This window comes from Methylosinus sp. C49 (assembly GCF_009936375.1).
Taxonomy (GTDB): Bacteria; Pseudomonadota; Alphaproteobacteria; order Rhizobiales; family Beijerinckiaceae; genus Methylosinus.
This window is the reverse complement of the sequence record NZ_AP022332.1, coordinates 1352569-1367126: the sequence shown is the minus strand read 5'-3', so window position 1 is coordinate 1367126 and position 14558 is coordinate 1352569. Positions and strand designations below refer to the sequence as shown.

The window sequence follows — 14558 nt, the reverse complement described above, 5'->3', positions numbered from 1 at the left end:
GAAGGCCATGGCGCAGTGCGCGGAACAAGCGGCGGATGAGCAGCGGATTCTGATTCACGCAGATTCACGCTACGCCGCCTATACGATGGATCTCGATTACATGTGGCGCTGGGAGATTTTGCGCGACGGTGAGTTCGTCCAGGAAGGCTGCTCGCTGTCGTTGGATTCGGCGCGTGAGGCGGTGTCCCATGTGCTCGGCTTCTTCCGGCGGCAGGACGAGGCGGCGGCGCGGCCCGGCGACAATAGCGCGGAGATCAAGCGTCTGCTGCAGTCGCTCGGCACGCCGATCCCGATCGATGATCACAACGAGACAACGAAAAACGAGCTGGCGCAGCCAGAGTAGCAAGGGCGGAAGACGTATGTATCAGATCGTCATCGAGACAGAGGACGGAGAAACCTGCTCATTCGAATGCGGACCGAGCGAGGACGTCATTTCGGCAGGGCTTCGTCAAAGCGTGATTCTTCTTTCTTCCTGCCGCGCGGGCGGCTGCGCGACCTGCAAGGCCGATTGCACGGATGGCGATTACGAGCTCATCGACGTCAAGGTGCAGGCGCTGCCGCCGGACGAGGAGGAGGACGGCAAGGTTCTGCTGTGCCGCACCTTCCCGCGCAGCGATCTGCATCTGATCGTGCCTTACACCTATGATCGCATCTCCTTCGAGGCGATCCAGACCAATTGGCTGGCCGAGATCGTCGAATGCGATCGCGTATCGTCCAATGTCGTGCGGCTCGTGCTGCAGCCGTTGACCGCCGATGGCGCGGCGCCGATCGCGCTGAACTTTGCCGCCGGGCAATTCGTCGACATAGAAATTCCGGGCACGCACACGCGCCGCTCCTATTCCATGGCTTCGGTCGCGGAAGATGGTCGGCTCGAATTCTTCATTCGCCTGCTGCCGGACGGCGCCTTCTCGAAATTCCTGCAAACGCAGGCCAAGGTCGGCCTGCGCGTCGCGCTGCGCGGACCGGCGGGCTCCTTCATGCTGCACAAGAGCGAGCGGCCGCGCTTCTTCGTCGCCGGCGGCACGGGACTGTCGCCGGTGCTGTCGATGATCCGGCAGCTGAAGAAGGAGAGCGATCAGCAACCGGCGACCTTGTTCTTCGGCGTCACCAACTATGAGGAGCTCTTCTATGTCGAGGAGCTGAAGGCGCTGCAGAACGCCATGCCGAGCCTCGATGTGCAGGTCGCGGTCGTCAATGCGAGCGAGGCGAATGGCGTCGCCAAGGGAACGGTCATAGATCTCATGCGCGCCGAGCTCGAGAAGCTGCGCGGCAAGCCGGACATTTATCTGTGCGGCCCGCCCGGCATGATCGAGGCGGCCTTCGACGCCGCGGCGACGGCGGGCGTGCCCAAGGAGCAGGTCTATCTCGAGAAATTCCTGGCGAGCGGCTGAGCCGCGGCCGAACGATCTTCGCTCGGCCGCGCTCGCCGGGCGGGGCTCCCGACTTTTCTGCCCGGGGCGACTCGGGCAGTTTTTTTGTGCGCTCGCTGGAGCGCGAATTCCGATCGATCGAACGGAAAGCGCGCTAAAGTTTGAATCTGCTGGGGCGCGGGAGTAGAACAGCCGCGCCGGCCCAATGCGCCGGGAACAGCGGAGCCCGTCTTGTCCCATTCCGTCACCGAGGCCATAGAGGCGATCGGGCGCGGCGAGATCGTCGTCGTCACCGATGACGATGATCGCGAGAATGAGGGCGACCTCATCATCGCCGCCTCGCTCTGCACGCCTGAAAAAATGGCCTTCATCATCCGCCATTGCTGCGGCATCGTCTGCGCGCCGCTGACGCTGGAGGAGGCCCGGCGGCTGCATCTCGCGCCCATGGTCGCCGCCAATGACGCGCCGCTCGGCACCGCCTTCACCGTCAGCGTGGACGCGCGCGAGGGGCTCACCACCGGCATTTCCGCCGAGCAGCGCTGCAACACGGTGCGCGCGCTCGCCAATGGCAATCGCGGCCCGCATGATTTCGTGCGGCCCGGCCATGTCTTCCCCCTCATCGCCAAGGACGGCGGCGTGCTGATGCGCTCCGGCCATACGGAGGCGGCCGTCGATCTCTGCCGTCTCGCCGGCCTGCCGCCGGTGGGGGTCATTTGCGAGCTCGCCAATGACGACGGCACGGTGATGGCCGGCAAGCAGATCGTCGATTTCGCCGCGGCCCATGGGCTGAAGATGATCTCCACCGCCGATCTCATCGCCCATCGCCAGGCGCGCGAGAAGCTGGTGGAGCGCGTCGCCAGCTTCCCGGTTAAAACCTTCGCCGGCGAGGCGACCTGCCACGCCTATGTCAGCGCCTTCGATCCGGTACAGCATTTCGCCTTCGTCGTCGGGCAGATCGGCGACGGCAAAGGCGTGCCGGCGCGGCTGCATCGCGCCGATATCATCGCCGACGTCTTCGGCGGCGCGGATGCGATCCGCCGCACCATGGAGCGTTTCGCGGCGGAAGGACGCGGCGTGCTGGTCTATCTGCGCGACGGCGCGGCCGGCGTTCCGGTCAATCCGGTCGTCTCGGACAGCAGCTCGGAGGAGGCGCGCACCGCGCAATGGCTGGACGTGGGTCTCGGCGCGCAGATTTTGAAGGATCTGGGCGTCACCTCGATCCGCCTGCGCACCTCCAAGCCCAAGCCGCGCACCTATGTGGGCCTCTCGGGCTTTGGAATAGAGATCGTGGCCGTGGAGCCGCTGGACTGATGGAAAATCCCCTCTCCCCGCTCGCGGGGAGAGGGAGAAGCGCCTCAGATCACCACGACATTCGCGCCGACCTTGACGCGGCTGTAGAGGTCGATCGCGTCTATGTCGCGCATGCGGATGCAGCCGGAGGAGACGCTCTGGCCGATCTTTTCCGGCTCATTGGTGCCGTGAATGCGGTAGAGCGTGTCCTTGCCATTCTCGAAGAGATAGAGCGCGCGGGCGCCGAGCGGATTGTCCGGGCCGCCGGGCAGGCCGCCGGCGTCCGCCGTCGGCTGCAGATGCGGCCAGCGCTCCAGCATGTCCTTGGGCGGAATCCAGCGCGGCCATTCCTGCATGCCGCCGATCACGGCGCGGCCGGTCCAGCCATAGGCCTCCTGCCCGGTGGCGACGCCATAGCGGATCGCCTTGCCGTTCGGCTCCACGAGATAAAGGAATTTATTCTTCGTATCGACGACGATGGAGCCTGTCGGCTCGCTCGTCTTGAAGTCGACGAGATAGCGCTCATAGGCCGCGCCGACATCCGCCGTGGGCACCAGAGCCATGAATTGTGCGTCGCGTCCGCTGAGCTGCGGATCCGGCAAGCGCGGCCCGAACGCGGCGTTGCAGCCGGCGAGCGACACAGCGAGAACGACCGCGACGAAACCCTGCCTCGAATCCATGAACGCGCCCTTTCTCAACGCCCGAAACATCTATTTAGGAATTTGCTTACCATAAACTTACTGAACGGAAACATCGTCGCGCAATAATTCCCGACCTGTTGCCGCAACGCAACGCCGGCGGACGGTCCGATGCGCTTTTTTGAGAATTTTTCCGGCGCCCTCCGGGCGCGGCGGCGTGCTACAAGGGCCTCGACTTCTTTGGCAGGGCGACTTCCTTAGCGAGAGTCGAGAGCGGCTGGCCATGACGAGGACCCTGTTCTTCACACATGAGAGCGGCCTCGCGCATAATATGGGCGCGGGCCATCCCGAGCAGCCCGAGCGGCTACGCGCCATAGAGCGCGAGCTCGAGGCCGAACGGTTCCAGCATCTCATCCGCGTCTCCGCGCCCGCCGCAGAGCGGGAGGCCCTGCTGCGCGTCCATCCCGAGAGCCATTTGCGCGCGATCGAGAAAGCCGCGCCGCGCGAGGGCCTCGTCGCGCTCGATCCCGACACGCTGATGTGTCCCGAATCTCTGGAGGCGGCGTTTCATGCGGCCGGCGGCGCGACTGCTGCCGTGGATGAAGTGATGAAAGGGGCGGCGGACACCGCCTTCGTCTGCGTGCGCCCGCCCGGCCATCACGCCGGGCCGACCACGCCCATGGGCTTCTGCATTTTCAACAATGTCGCCATCGCCGCGCGCCATGCGATCGCCGCCCATGCCGCGGAGCGCGTCGCCATCGTCGATTTCGACGTTCATCACGGCAATGGGACGCAGGAGGTGTTCTGGGCGGATCGGCAGGTTCTGTTCTGCTCCACCCATCAGGCGCCTTATTATCCCGGCACGGGGGCGACGAGCGAGACCGGCGAGTTCGACCAGATCGTCAACGCTCCACTCTTTGCGGGCGCGACGGGGGATGATTTCGTCGAGGCGCTGACGACGCGCATCCTGCCGCGGCTCAAAGATTTCGCGCCCGATCTGGTGCTGATCTCGGCCGGCTTCGACGGCCACAGGGACGATCCGCTCGGCGGCCTGCGCTTCACCGAGCGCGACTATAGCGAGGCGACCAAGCGCATCATCGACGCCTCGCTGCGTAGCGCCGATGGGCGCGTCGTCTCGATGCTCGAGGGCGGCTACGACCTCACGGCGCTCGGCCGCTCGGCCGCGGCGCATATTCTGGCGCTGATGGGCGCCTGAGAAACGAAAAACGCGCCGCTCGAGGGCGACGCGTCGGTAAATTCAGGGCGAAGCGGGCTGTTCGTCAGCCCTGGCGGGCTTTGAAGCGCTTCTGCACCTTGTTGATGACATAGACGCGGCCTTTGCGGCGCACGAGCTGGTTGTCGCGGTGACGCGCACGTAGAGACTTCAGCGAATTGCGGACTTTCATCGGTCGATCCCCGGACAAAATTACATGTAGCCGGGATCACCGCCCAGCGCCTCGTGCGCGCAGCCTATGCCCGATTTCGGCTCCGCGATCAAGCCCTCCGCGCCTATTCGTCGCTCGCCGCAGCGCCGCAGATTGACAATGGCCGAGCTCCCGGCGCATTATCGATGTTATGTTATAACATACGCTCTCGGGGACGAGATTCATGGAAAACTCTTCTATCCGCCTCGCTCTATCGGGCGGAATTCTCCTGGCGGCGCTCGGCTCCGGCCGGGCGGGCGCGCAGGAGGCGCTGCCCGAGATCGACATTGCCGCGTCGAGCCCGATCCGGCGCGCGCCGGCGACGACGCAGCCCGCCGCGCCGGAAACACGCGGCATTCTCCCCATAGTCGCGGATCAATTCGCCACTGTGACAGTCGTCGATTCGGACGAGATTCGCCGCTCCGGCGGCGCGACGCTCGGCGATCTCCTCTTCGACAAGCCGGGAATCACCGGCTCCAGCTTCGCGCCCGGCGCCGCCAGCCGGCCGATCGTGCGCGGCCTCGACGCGCATCGCGTCCGCATTCAAGAAAATGGCCTCGGCTCCAGCGGCGTCTCCGAGCTCGGCGAGGATCATGGCGTGCCGCTCGACCCGCTCGGCGCCGATCGCGTCGAGGTGGTGCGCGGCCCGGCGACGTTGCGCTGGGGCTCGCAGGCGATCGGCGGCGTCGTCAACGCCACCAACAACCGCATTCCCGAGGCCCTGCCCTGCCGCGGCGACGAGACTCTCCCCGGCCCCTGCACGCGGCTGGAGACCCGCAGCGCAGTCTCGACGGTCGACGCCGGGCTGGAGCAGGCGGCGCTGGTCGACGTCGGCCAGGGGAATTTCGCTCTGCACGCCGACGCCCACGGCCGCCGCACGAGCAATTACGCAATTCCCTCCTACCCTTATCTCGCGCCGACCGATCCGGCGCCGCTCGTCTTCGGACGCCAGCCCAATTCCTTCATGCGCTCCGGCGGCTGGTCGGCCGGCGGCTCCTACATCTTCGATCGCGGCTTTTTCGGCGCCTCGGTCACGCAATTCGAGAGCGTCTATCGCATCCCCGGCATGGATTCGACGGAGAGCCGCACGCGCATCCAGCTGCGGCAGACGAAAGTGGCGGTGAAAGGCGAATATCGCCCGCCCGCCTCCTTTATCGAGGCTATTCGCCTCTGGGCCGGCGCGAGCGATTACAAGCATAATGAGGTCGGTCTCGAGGGCGGCGCAGAGGGCATACAGCAGACCTTCACCAATCAGGAGCAGGAGGCGCGGATCGAGGCGCAGCTCGCGCCCTTCGATCTGCGCTTCGCCAAGCTCACCACCGCATTCGGCGTGCAGGGCGCGCATCAGCGCCTCACCGCGCCCGGCGCCGGCGGCAATCTGTTCGATCCGACCGACTCTCACAGCATCGCCTTCTATCTGTTCAACGAATTCCAGATCACCCAAGCGCTGCGCCTGCAGGTCGCCGGCCGCATCGAGAGCGTCGAGACGACGGGACAGACGCCCGATCTCTTCCTCGATCCGACGACCTCCTTCAAATATGATCGGCATTTCACGCCCAAGAGCATCGCCGTCGGCCTGTTGCAGGATCTGCCTTTCGGCACGGTCGGGAGCGTGACGGCGCAGCATGTCGAGCGCGCGCCGCGCGGGCCGGAATTGTTCTCGCACGGCGTCCATGACGCGACGGGAACTTTCGACATCGGCAATCCGCTGCTCGGAATCGAAGCCGCCGATTCGGTCGAGGTCGGCCTGCGCCGCGCCAAAGGTCCATTCCGCTTCGAGGCGACGTTTTTCTACACGCATTTCGACGGTTTCATCTATCGCCGTCTCTCCGGCGAGACCTGCGACGAGGATTTCGACAGCTGCTCGCCGGCGGGCGCCGGCGGCGCGCTCAATCAGGCGCTCTATTCGCAACGCGACGCCACTTTCCGCGGCGGCGAATTCCAGAGCCAATGGGACGCGCTGCCGCTCGCGGACGGAATCCTCGGCGTCGAGAACAAGCTCGACGTGGTGCGCGCGACTTTCTCGGATGGGACCAATGTGCCGCGCATTCCGCCCGTGCGCCTCGGCGGCGGATTATTCTGGCGCGACTCCAATTGGCTGGCGCGCGTCAGCTATCTGCATGCTTTCGCGCAGAACAACGTAGCGACGATCGCCGAGACGCCGACCAAGGGCTATAATCTGCTGAAAGCCGAGATCAGCTATAGGGTCACGCTGCCCAAGGGCGAGTTCCCGGCGCGGGAAATGAGCGTCGGAATCGTCGGCGACAATCTGCTCAACGCCGACATACGCAACAGCGTCTCTTATAAGAAGGACGAGGTTCCGATGCCGGGCGCGAATGTGCGGCTGTTCGCGAATTTCGTCTTTTAGGCGATGGGGCTCTGACAGGCGCGCGCGCCGACGAGCGCTCGCGTTTCGGCGAGATCGAATGCGAGAGCCGATGGGCGCATAGACGCCGACGCCGGCGCCCACCAATAGGATGAGCGCGAGCGCCGGCGAATACGCCGCGACCTTCTTCGAAGCGCGTGGACTGTCGCCGCCATCGCCGCCGTCGCCGCACCCACGAGCGCGAGCCGGCCGAATGGCGGCGGCATGGCGAAAGCGGCGCGGCTCAGCGCCGTCGCCGCGACCAGCACAATGGAGGAAGAGACCTGCAGCGCCGCTCCGCTGGCGCTCGCGAAAGCGACGGCGACGCCGAGCGCTGAAACGAGCAGAGCGCGATAGACCGTGCCGCGCAGATAATCGACCGCCTTCTGCGCCGCGCGCGGCGATTCCTGGCTCGTCTCATAGAGGGTGACGGCAAAGGCCAGCATCACGGCGGCCGCCGAGACCGGCGCGGCGAGGCCGGTCATCCGCGCCACGAAAAAGAGCAAGCGGCCGCCGCGAGCAGCCCCATTGCGGCGACGATCGCGCAACGAATATCGGCGCCGTCGCCCCTCGCCTGCTCGCGCAATATGGCGAGCTTCAGCGCGCTGGAGAGCAGAGTGGCGAGAAGCGTGGCGAAGGCCGAAGCCCAGCAGATAATCGCCATAGGCCGCGACGGCGAAGACGCGCGTGAATACGATGGTGTCGAGCAGGCCGAAGATTGCGGAAAACACATTGGCCGCGAAATAGACGACGGTCTGCCTGGCGAGCATGGGCGCTGCTGTCCTTGTCCTTTAGCGGGGGAGCCGCTGCGCCATTCTGGGACGCACATTCGGCCGACGCGCGAAAATCTCGAAGATTCACGCCAGCAGACTGCGGGATGCGCGCTGGCACGGTTTCTTCTTCTTTACGCCGGGCAAGCGTTTTTTGCGCCGATTTGAACCGAATCGAAAGCCTGAGCGAAAGAAGAGATCGCAGTTCCCGAAACAAAGACTTAAACCGAGCATGGTGTGATTATGCGTGAGCGTGACTGTGAGAGAGCCGAGAATATGAATTCCACACCGGTGACGATCGGCGAGAGCTTCGGCTGGCTGCATCACGCGGACGGCGATCGTGGCGTCGTCATGTGCGCCTCCATCGGCTATGAAGGTCTCTGCGCGCATCAGTCATGGCGCGTGCTCGCCGATCGTCTGGCGGCGGCGGGCCTGCCCACACTGCGCTTCGATTATCCGGGCGAGGGCGATTCCCTCGGCGACCCTGCCGATCCGGCGATCGTCGACGCTTGGCGCGAGCAGATTCGCTTAGCCGTGCGCTGGATGCGCGAGGTGATCGGCGTGCGCGAGGTGGCGCTGGTCGGCCTGCGTCTCGGCGCGACGCTCGCGGCCGAGGTCGGCGGCGTCGAGCGCCTGGCGCAGATCGCGCCCGTGGTGAAGGGCTCCTCTTATCTGCGCGAGCTAAAGATGATGGCGCGCGTTCTGGCGGCGAGCGGCGCGACGCCGGAGGCGAGCGTCGCCGCGGCGACGAGCGGCGACGCTATTCACCTCGAAGGATTCACCATCACAGCGCCCACGGCGGCGGCGGTGAAGCGCATCGACCTCACCCGGCTCGAAGCCGCGCCGGCTCAGCGCATGCTGGTGCTGCACGATCCGGCGGCGAAGCCGGCGCCGGACTATCTGCAACGGCTCCAATCGCTCGGCGCCGCTGTCGAGACGCGCGAGCTTCTCGATTATCGCGCGCTGACGCCCGCGCCCATGCCGCCGCCGCCGCCGCTCGAGGATCTCGACGCGGTCGTCGCCTTTGCCAGCGAGGGCGCGGGCGCGGCGCTGACCTCGCGGCCGCCGCATGGCGTGCTCGCCACAGAGCATTTCATCGAGCGAGGCGTCGTGTTCGGCGAGCATCGACAGCTCGCCGGCGTGCTGTGCCTGCCGCGCGGCAAGCCCAAGATGACCGTGCTGCTGCTCGACACCGGCGGCAATCACCATATCGGCTGCGGCCGCTCCACTGTCGATTTCGCCCGCGCGCTGACGCGCCTCGGCTTCGCCTCGCTGCGCATGGACACGCTCGGCATAGGCGATTCCGCCGTCGTCGAAAACGGACCACGCTCCGCTCTCTATGACGCGGCGCGGGCCGAAGACGTCTCGGCCGCGCTGGATTTTCTCGAGATGCGCGGGCTCGAGAATGTGACGCTCTATGGCGTGTGCAGCGGCGCGGCGCTGGCGCTCTACGCCGCCCTCGCGGATACGCGCGTGCAGGCGCTGGCGCTCGCCAATCTCCAGGTATTCGGCAGGGTCGAGGGCGAAGATCGCGAGAAGCTGCTCGAGATGGGCTTTGCGGCGACGCATACTTATGTCGCCAAGGCGATGAGCGCCAAAGCCTGGGCGCGCGTCGCCAATGGCGAGGTTGCTTTCGCCAAGCTCCTCGACATCGCATCGGCGCTGCTGCGCCGCAAGGGTTCGGCCTTCGCCGTCGCGCTCGCGCAACGTCTCGGCCTCGCGCATGGCAAAACGCATGAGGCGCGGGCGAACTTCGCGCGATTGTCGGCGCGCAGCGTGCGTATCCTCATGCTGCATGGCGACCATGACGTCGGTAGAGAAGAGATGAACGTCTGCTTCGGGCCGGACGCGCGTTTCCTGAGACATCTCCCCAATGTCGAGATCGACGTCATCGACGGCGCCGATCACGCGCTCTCTTCCGCGCTCTCGCGAGAGGCGCTGCTGGAGAAGATGAGTTTTTTTCTCCAGGCGGCCGCCCGCGACGCGGATCCCGGCCGCGACAATCGCGGAACAATGGCGAGCGCTCCGACCACGGCGACGCTCGGCGCCTTCACCCTGATGACGAATCTGGAATGACACAAGCTTCTCGACCTCTCCTCGAATCAATCGGCGACGCCTCTCGCATCGAGGCGGTCGTCTGCATTCCGACCTTCCGCCGTCCCGAAATGCTCAGGACGACGCTGGAGTCGATCGAGGCGCAGGCGACGCAGGTCGCCTTCGCCGTCGTCGTCGTGGACAATGATGCGGCCGCGCCGGTCGGCCTCGATGTGGCGCAATCCTTCTTACGCGACGGGCGCCTCTCCGGCGTCGCCGCGGTGGAGCCGCGCCAAGGCAATGTCCACGCGATCAACGCGGCCTTTCGCCTCGCACGGGAGCGCTATCCTGCGGCCGAATATTTCTTGATGATCGACGACGACGAGCGCGCCGAGCCGCAATGGCTCGACGAGATGGTCGCCAGCTCGCGCCAGGGCGCCGATATCGTCGGCGGCCCGGTGACGCCGATCTTCCCGGAGGAGGCCAAGCGCGCCTTCCGCGATCATCCGGTATTCTGGCCCGCCTTCGGCGAGACCGGCCCCGTGCCGATCATCTATGGCACCGGCAATTGCCTGCTGCGGCGCGAGGTGTTCGACGGGCTCGCCCAGCCTTCGCTCGATATGAGATTCAATTTTCTCGGCGGCGGCGACACGGAATTCTTCACGCGCTGCCGACGCGCCGGCTTCACCTTCTTCTGGCGCCAGGAGGCGCAGATCTATGAGCAGGTGACGCCAGGCCGGCTCGCGCTCGGCTGGGTGCTGCAGCGCAGCCTCGCCACAGGCGCGATCAATTACAGCATAGATCGGCTCGCGGCGCGCAGCCTGCGCCAGCGCCTGCTGCTCATCGCCAAGAATCTCGCGCTCGGCCCGGTCTCGCTGCAACGCGCGCTGCGCATGCTGCGGGAGTCCAAGCATCCGCTCGCCGCCACCCATCCGATCGGCATAGCGGTCGGCCGGCTGCTGGCCTCGGTCGGCGCGACGCCGCAACCCTATCGCTATTCCTCATGACCGATACGAGCGCCTCCGTGGGAGGGCTGGACGAGATCGACGGCCGCGGAATCCTGTTCTGCGCCATTCTGCTCATCGGCTGGATCTCCTTCTCGCCTTTCGCCGATCTCGCGTCGCCCGAGACGCTGGAGCTGGCGGAAGGCCGCGATTTTCAGCTCTACGCCGCCTTCGGCCTGATGGCGGCGGCGGCTTTCTTCTATATCTGGCGGACCGATCGGCCGGCGCTCGCCGCGCTCGCCACGCCCGCCAATATCGCGCTGGCCGGCTGGATCGGCGTGACGCTCGTCACCTCGCACGAGATCTCCAACTCGCTGAAGCGCGTGGTGATGCTCGGCTGCGTCGGAACCTGCTGCCTCTCGCTCTTCCTATTGCCGCGCGGCCGCGACGATCTCGCCAAGCTATTGAGCATCGTCGCGCTCATCATCGTCGGCCTCTCCTATCTCGGCCTCGTCTTCCTGCCGCATTACACGATCCATCAGGCGACCGACATCGGCGAGCCGCAGCTCGCCGGCGATTGGCGCGGCATCTTCAACCACAAGAATGTCGCCAGCGCCGTTTTCTCCATTCTGACCTTCATCGGCATTTTCGTGCTGCGCGCCGGACGCACGGCCGAGGGCTGGGCGATCTTCGTCCTCTCGCTCGTCTTCGTGCTCTGCTCGGGCGGCAAGAGCTCGACCGCCATCTGCATCACGACGATCTTGCTCTCTCTGCTCGCCGAGCGAACGCGCAATGTCGTGCTGTGGTCGATCATCGTCTTCTCGCCGCTGGCGCTGCTGAACTTCTTCGGCATAGGCTCCATTCTCTTCCCGCAGCTCGGGGCCATCGCCGCGGCGCTGCCGCTCGACGCCTCCTTCACCGGCCGCACCGATATTTGGACCTTCGCCATTCCCAAGGCGGGCGAGACGCCGATCTTCGGACATGGGCTCGGCGGATTCTGGGCCACTGCGGCGCTGCGCTTCGGCGGCGAGGACACGACGATCTGGGCCGGCAATGCCGCCCATGCGCATAATGGCTACCTCGACACTGTGCTGGCCATGGGCGTGCCGGGGCTGGCCTTCACCTTCGCGGCGCTGATCGTGCAGCCGGCGCGCGACGTTCGCCGCGTCTGCGCGCGCGGCGACGAGCCGGCGGTGTCATTGCTTTTCCTGCAGATTTGGATGTTCAGCCTCTATCTCAACTCGCTCGAGAGCTTCTTTTTCGATCGCGCCAGTCCCGGCTGGATCGGCATGCTCTTCGCCCTCTTCGGCATTCGCTTTCTCGCCGAGTTCAAGATCCGCGGCTGACCGGCCCGGGCTTTGCGACCTCATGCGAGAAACCGGACGACTGTCCCAATATGGCACGGCGGCGGCCTGCTCCAATGTCATCGGGGGAACGCCTATGGAACGACCGATCGCGCTCATCACGCCCCCCCATCGCGCCGACCGCGAGCGCTTCGCTCTGCTCTGTGAGAGCATAGACCACCGCCTCACCGGCTATGAGCGACACTATGTCATCGTCAATGACGACGATATGGAGCTGTTCGCGGAATTCGCCGGCCCCCGCCGCGTCATCCTGCCGTGCTCGCGCTTGCTGCCGCGCTGGCTGCGGCTGGTCCCGCCCTTCCTGCTGCGCAACGGACGGCGCGTGTGGTGGTCCTTCCGCTCGCGGCCTGTGCATGGCTGGCATGTTCAGCAGATGCTGAAGATCGCCGCCGTGCTGCAATTGCCGGAGCAGCGCTTCTGCATCGTCGATTCCGACAATGTCATCATCCGCCGCTTCGATATCGGCGCCTATGCCGGCGGCGCGCGCTCGCCGCTCTATATCGCGCGCGGGGCGATCTCCGCCGATGCGCCGCTGCATTCCAAATGGATCGCCAATAGCGACAGGCTGCTCGGCCTGCCGCCGAGCAGCTTTCCGGCCGACGATCACATCGGCAATCTCATCGTCTGGGACAAGGATGCGGTGCGCGCCATGACGCGGGCGATCGAGGAGGCCACCGGGATCGATTGGTTCCTGGCGCTGTGCCGCACGCGCGCCTTCTCCGAATATCTGCTCTATGGACAGTTCGTGCGCCATTCGCCGCGGCTGATGGCGGCGCATGAGATCGTGCCGCAGAGCCTCGCCGTCGCCTATTGGGACGAGGAGCCGCTCGATCGCGCCGGCCTCGCCACTCTGCTCGACGGCGCCGCGACCTCGAAGATCGCGCTCTGCGTCGAATCCTTCTCCCGCACGCCGGTGCAGGCCATTCGCGAGGCGGCCGGCCTCGCCCTACCCGCGGCCGCTTCGCCCTTCGCGCCGCGGCTCGCTGGCGGCGCCGCCTGACGGATTATCGCTCCCGGCGAGGCGGGACGAGGAATATTTCAGCGGGCGCGCTCCGCATCGATACGCGAGGCGGTGCGCGTCTCCGGCATCAGCGCATAGACGATCAGCGAGCAGAAGATCGCCGCGCTGACATAATAATAGAACCAGCTCTCGCGCCCCGCGCTCTTGAACCAGAGCGCGACATATTCGGCCGTGCCGCCGAAGAAAGACACAGCGATCGCATAAGGCACGGCGACGCCCGTCACCCGCACCGAGGCCGGAAACAGCTCCGCCTTCACCAGCGCATTGATCGACGTATAGGCGCCGACGATGAGCCAGCCCGCCAGCACCAGAGCGAAAGCCGTCCAAGGATCGCGCGCGGTCTGGATCGCCGTCATCAGCGGCACGGTGAAGAGCGTCCCCAGCACGCCGAAGGCGATGAGCAGCGGGCGCCGGCCGATGCGATCTGACAAAGCGCCATAGGCCGGCTGCAGCGCCATGGCGAAAATGAGCGAGCCGGCGCCGATCCACGTCGTCTGCGCATCGCTCAAACCGGCCGAGAGCTTCAGGAATTTCTGAATGTAGGTGGTGTAGACATAGAAGGCGAGCGTGCCGCCCATGGTCAGCCCGACCACTGTCGCCGCCTCGCGCGGATAGGATAAGAGCGCGCGCAAGGAGCTGCGCCGCCGCGGCGACGCCGCGGAAGCGAAAGCCTCGGTCTCCTCGAGATCGCGCCGCATGAGCAGCGCGAACAACGCCAGCCCCGCGCCGATCGCGAAAGGAATGCGCCAGCCATAGGCGCGCAATTCCTCCGGCGTGAAGACGAGGTTTTGCAGGACGAGCAGCACCAAGAGCGCCGTCAGCTGCCCGCCGATGAGCGTGACATATTGAAAGCTCGAATAGAATCCGCGGCGGCGCGAGGCGGCCATCTCACAGAGATAAGTGGCCGACGAGCCATATTCGCCGCCGAGGCTGAGGCCCTGCAGCAGCCGCGCGAAGAGGAGCAGCGCCGGCGCCGCCTCGCCGATCGTCGCATAGCCGGGCGTGGCGGCGACGATGAGCGAGCCGAGGCACATCAAAAGAACGGAAAGCGTCAGCGCGCGCCGGCGCCCGAAACGATCGCCGATCTCGCCGAACAATGCGCCGCCGATCGGCCGCATGAAAAAGCCGAGCGCGAAGACGCCGGCGCTCGACAGCATTTGCGCGACCGGATCGTCGCCCGGAAAGAAGGAATTGGCGAAATAGAGCGAAAAAGCGGAATAGACGTAGAAATCATACCATTCGACGAGATTGCCGAGCGAGCCGATGACGATCGCCTTCAGCCGGCGCGCGGCGTCGGCGAGACTCTCTTCCTCGATCGTTTCCGCCGATCCGCCCATA

The 14558-nt window shown here is 65.9% G+C and carries 13 protein-coding genes; 9 read left to right on the top strand and 4 right to left on the bottom strand.

Annotation, left to right across the window (positions count from 1 at the left end):
- The first annotated feature begins 7 nt into the window (after nt 1-7).
- The 3 genes from mmoD (at nt 8) to ribB (ending at nt 2681) form a co-directional block, all read left to right on the top strand.
- Nucleotides 8-343: a soluble methane monooxygenase-binding protein MmoD gene (gene mmoD, locus GYH34_RS06465; RefSeq protein WP_161912850.1), complete on the top strand. Its 336-nt coding sequence runs from the start codon at nt 8-10 to the stop codon at nt 341-343.
- 16 nt (nt 344-359) lie between these two features.
- Nucleotides 360-1391 carry an aromatic/alkene monooxygenase hydroxylase FAD-binding subunit MmoC gene (gene mmoC / locus GYH34_RS06460; protein ID WP_161912849.1) on the top strand — a complete coding sequence of 344 codons (1032 nt, stop codon included), beginning with the start codon at nt 360-362 and terminating at the stop codon, nt 1389-1391.
- A gap of 210 nt (nt 1392-1601) precedes the next feature.
- The gene (ribB, locus tag GYH34_RS06455) at nt 1602-2681 is read left to right on the top strand and encodes a 3,4-dihydroxy-2-butanone-4-phosphate synthase (RefSeq protein ID WP_161912848.1); all 1080 of its coding nucleotides are present in this window, start codon (nt 1602-1604) and stop codon (nt 2679-2681) included.
- A gap of 44 nt (nt 2682-2725) precedes the next feature.
- Here the strand turns inward: ribB and GYH34_RS06450 are convergent, their stop codons facing one another.
- On the bottom strand, nt 2726-3340 hold the full coding sequence (locus GYH34_RS06450; RefSeq protein ID WP_161912847.1) for a L,D-transpeptidase: 615 nt from the start codon (nt 3338-3340) through the stop codon (nt 2726-2728).
- Between the two features lie 241 nt (nt 3341-3581).
- Here GYH34_RS06450 and GYH34_RS06445 point away from each other — a divergent pair, with 241 nt between their 5' ends.
- A complete protein-coding gene (locus GYH34_RS06445; protein WP_161912846.1) occupies nt 3582-4514 on the top strand; it encodes a histone deacetylase family protein in 933 nt (310 codons plus the stop codon).
- A gap of 64 nt (nt 4515-4578) precedes the next feature.
- Here GYH34_RS06445 and ykgO read toward each other — a convergent pair whose 3' ends face one another.
- Nucleotides 4579-4704, bottom strand: coding sequence for a type B 50S ribosomal protein L36 (ykgO, locus tag GYH34_RS06440; RefSeq protein ID WP_024878816.1), 126 nt, complete (start codon nt 4702-4704; stop codon nt 4579-4581).
- Nucleotides 4705-4906: 202 nt separating this feature from the next.
- Between ykgO and GYH34_RS06435 the strand changes: the two genes are divergently transcribed.
- On the top strand, nt 4907-7090 hold the full coding sequence (locus GYH34_RS06435) for a TonB-dependent receptor (protein ID WP_161912845.1): 2184 nt from the start codon (nt 4907-4909) through the stop codon (nt 7088-7090).
- Here the strand turns inward: GYH34_RS06435 and GYH34_RS06430 are convergent.
- Complete coding sequence (locus GYH34_RS06430; RefSeq protein ID WP_161912844.1) at nt 7087-7857, bottom strand: hypothetical protein; 771 nt, start codon at nt 7855-7857, stop codon at nt 7087-7089. The two genes, GYH34_RS06435 and GYH34_RS06430, sit on opposite strands and share 4 nt — an antisense overlap.
- A gap of 276 nt (nt 7858-8133) precedes the next feature.
- Here GYH34_RS06430 and GYH34_RS06425 point away from each other — a divergent pair, with 276 nt between their 5' ends.
- From GYH34_RS06425 to GYH34_RS06410, 4 genes are all read left to right on the top strand, one after another.
- Nucleotides 8134-9933, top strand: coding sequence for a hypothetical protein (locus GYH34_RS06425; protein ID WP_161912843.1), 1800 nt, complete (start codon nt 8134-8136; stop codon nt 9931-9933).
- The gene (locus GYH34_RS06420; RefSeq protein ID WP_161912842.1) at nt 9930-10898 is read left to right on the top strand and encodes a glycosyltransferase family A protein; all 969 of its coding nucleotides are present in this window, start codon (nt 9930-9932) and stop codon (nt 10896-10898) included. The genes GYH34_RS06425 and GYH34_RS06420 overlap by 4 nt, the downstream gene beginning before the upstream one ends.
- Nucleotides 10895-12181 carry an O-antigen ligase gene (locus GYH34_RS06415; RefSeq protein ID WP_161912841.1) on the top strand — a complete coding sequence of 429 codons (1287 nt, stop codon included), beginning with the start codon at nt 10895-10897 and terminating at the stop codon, nt 12179-12181. The genes GYH34_RS06420 and GYH34_RS06415 overlap by 4 nt, the downstream gene beginning before the upstream one ends.
- Nucleotides 12182-12275: 94 nt before the next feature.
- Nucleotides 12276-13199, top strand: coding sequence for a DUF6492 family protein (locus tag GYH34_RS06410; protein ID WP_161912840.1), 924 nt, complete (start codon nt 12276-12278; stop codon nt 13197-13199).
- 38 nt (nt 13200-13237) lie between these two features.
- Here the strand turns inward: GYH34_RS06410 and GYH34_RS06405 are convergent, their stop codons facing one another.
- Complete coding sequence (locus GYH34_RS06405) at nt 13238-14557, bottom strand: MFS transporter (protein ID WP_161914916.1); 1320 nt, start codon at nt 14555-14557, stop codon at nt 13238-13240.
- Between the last annotated feature and the right edge of the window lies 1 nt (nt 14558).

What these genes read in the sequence shown, in the direction of transcription:
- mmoD (WP_161912850.1), top strand. Translation starts at nt 8, where the DNA reads ATGGCGCAGTGCGCGGAACAAGCGGCGGATGAGCAGCGGATTCTGATT.
- mmoC (WP_161912849.1), top strand. Translation starts at nt 360, where the DNA reads ATGTATCAGATCGTCATCGAGACAGAGGACGGAGAAACCTGCTCATTC.
- GYH34_RS06450 (WP_161912847.1), bottom strand. Translation starts at nt 3,340, where the DNA reads ATGGATTCGAGGCAGGGTTTCGTCGCGGTCGTTCTCGCTGTGTCGCTC.
- GYH34_RS06445 (WP_161912846.1), top strand. Translation starts at nt 3,582, where the DNA reads ATGACGAGGACCCTGTTCTTCACACATGAGAGCGGCCTCGCGCATAAT.
- ykgO (WP_024878816.1), bottom strand. Translation starts at nt 4,704, where the DNA reads ATGAAAGTCCGCAATTCGCTGAAGTCTCTACGTGCGCGTCACCGCGAC.
- GYH34_RS06435 (WP_161912845.1), top strand. Translation starts at nt 4,907, where the DNA reads ATGGAAAACTCTTCTATCCGCCTCGCTCTATCGGGCGGAATTCTCCTG.
- GYH34_RS06430 (WP_161912844.1), bottom strand. Translation starts at nt 7,857, where the DNA reads ATGCTCGCCAGGCAGACCGTCGTCTATTTCGCGGCCAATGTGTTTTCC.
- GYH34_RS06425 (WP_161912843.1), top strand. Translation starts at nt 8,134, where the DNA reads ATGAATTCCACACCGGTGACGATCGGCGAGAGCTTCGGCTGGCTGCAT.
- GYH34_RS06420 (WP_161912842.1), top strand. Translation starts at nt 9,930, where the DNA reads ATGACACAAGCTTCTCGACCTCTCCTCGAATCAATCGGCGACGCCTCT.
- GYH34_RS06415 (WP_161912841.1), top strand. Translation starts at nt 10,895, where the DNA reads ATGACCGATACGAGCGCCTCCGTGGGAGGGCTGGACGAGATCGACGGC.
- GYH34_RS06410 (WP_161912840.1), top strand. Translation starts at nt 12,276, where the DNA reads ATGGAACGACCGATCGCGCTCATCACGCCCCCCCATCGCGCCGACCGC.
- GYH34_RS06405 (WP_161914916.1), bottom strand. Translation starts at nt 14,557, where the DNA reads ATGGGCGGATCGGCGGAAACGATCGAGGAAGAGAGTCTCGCCGACGCC.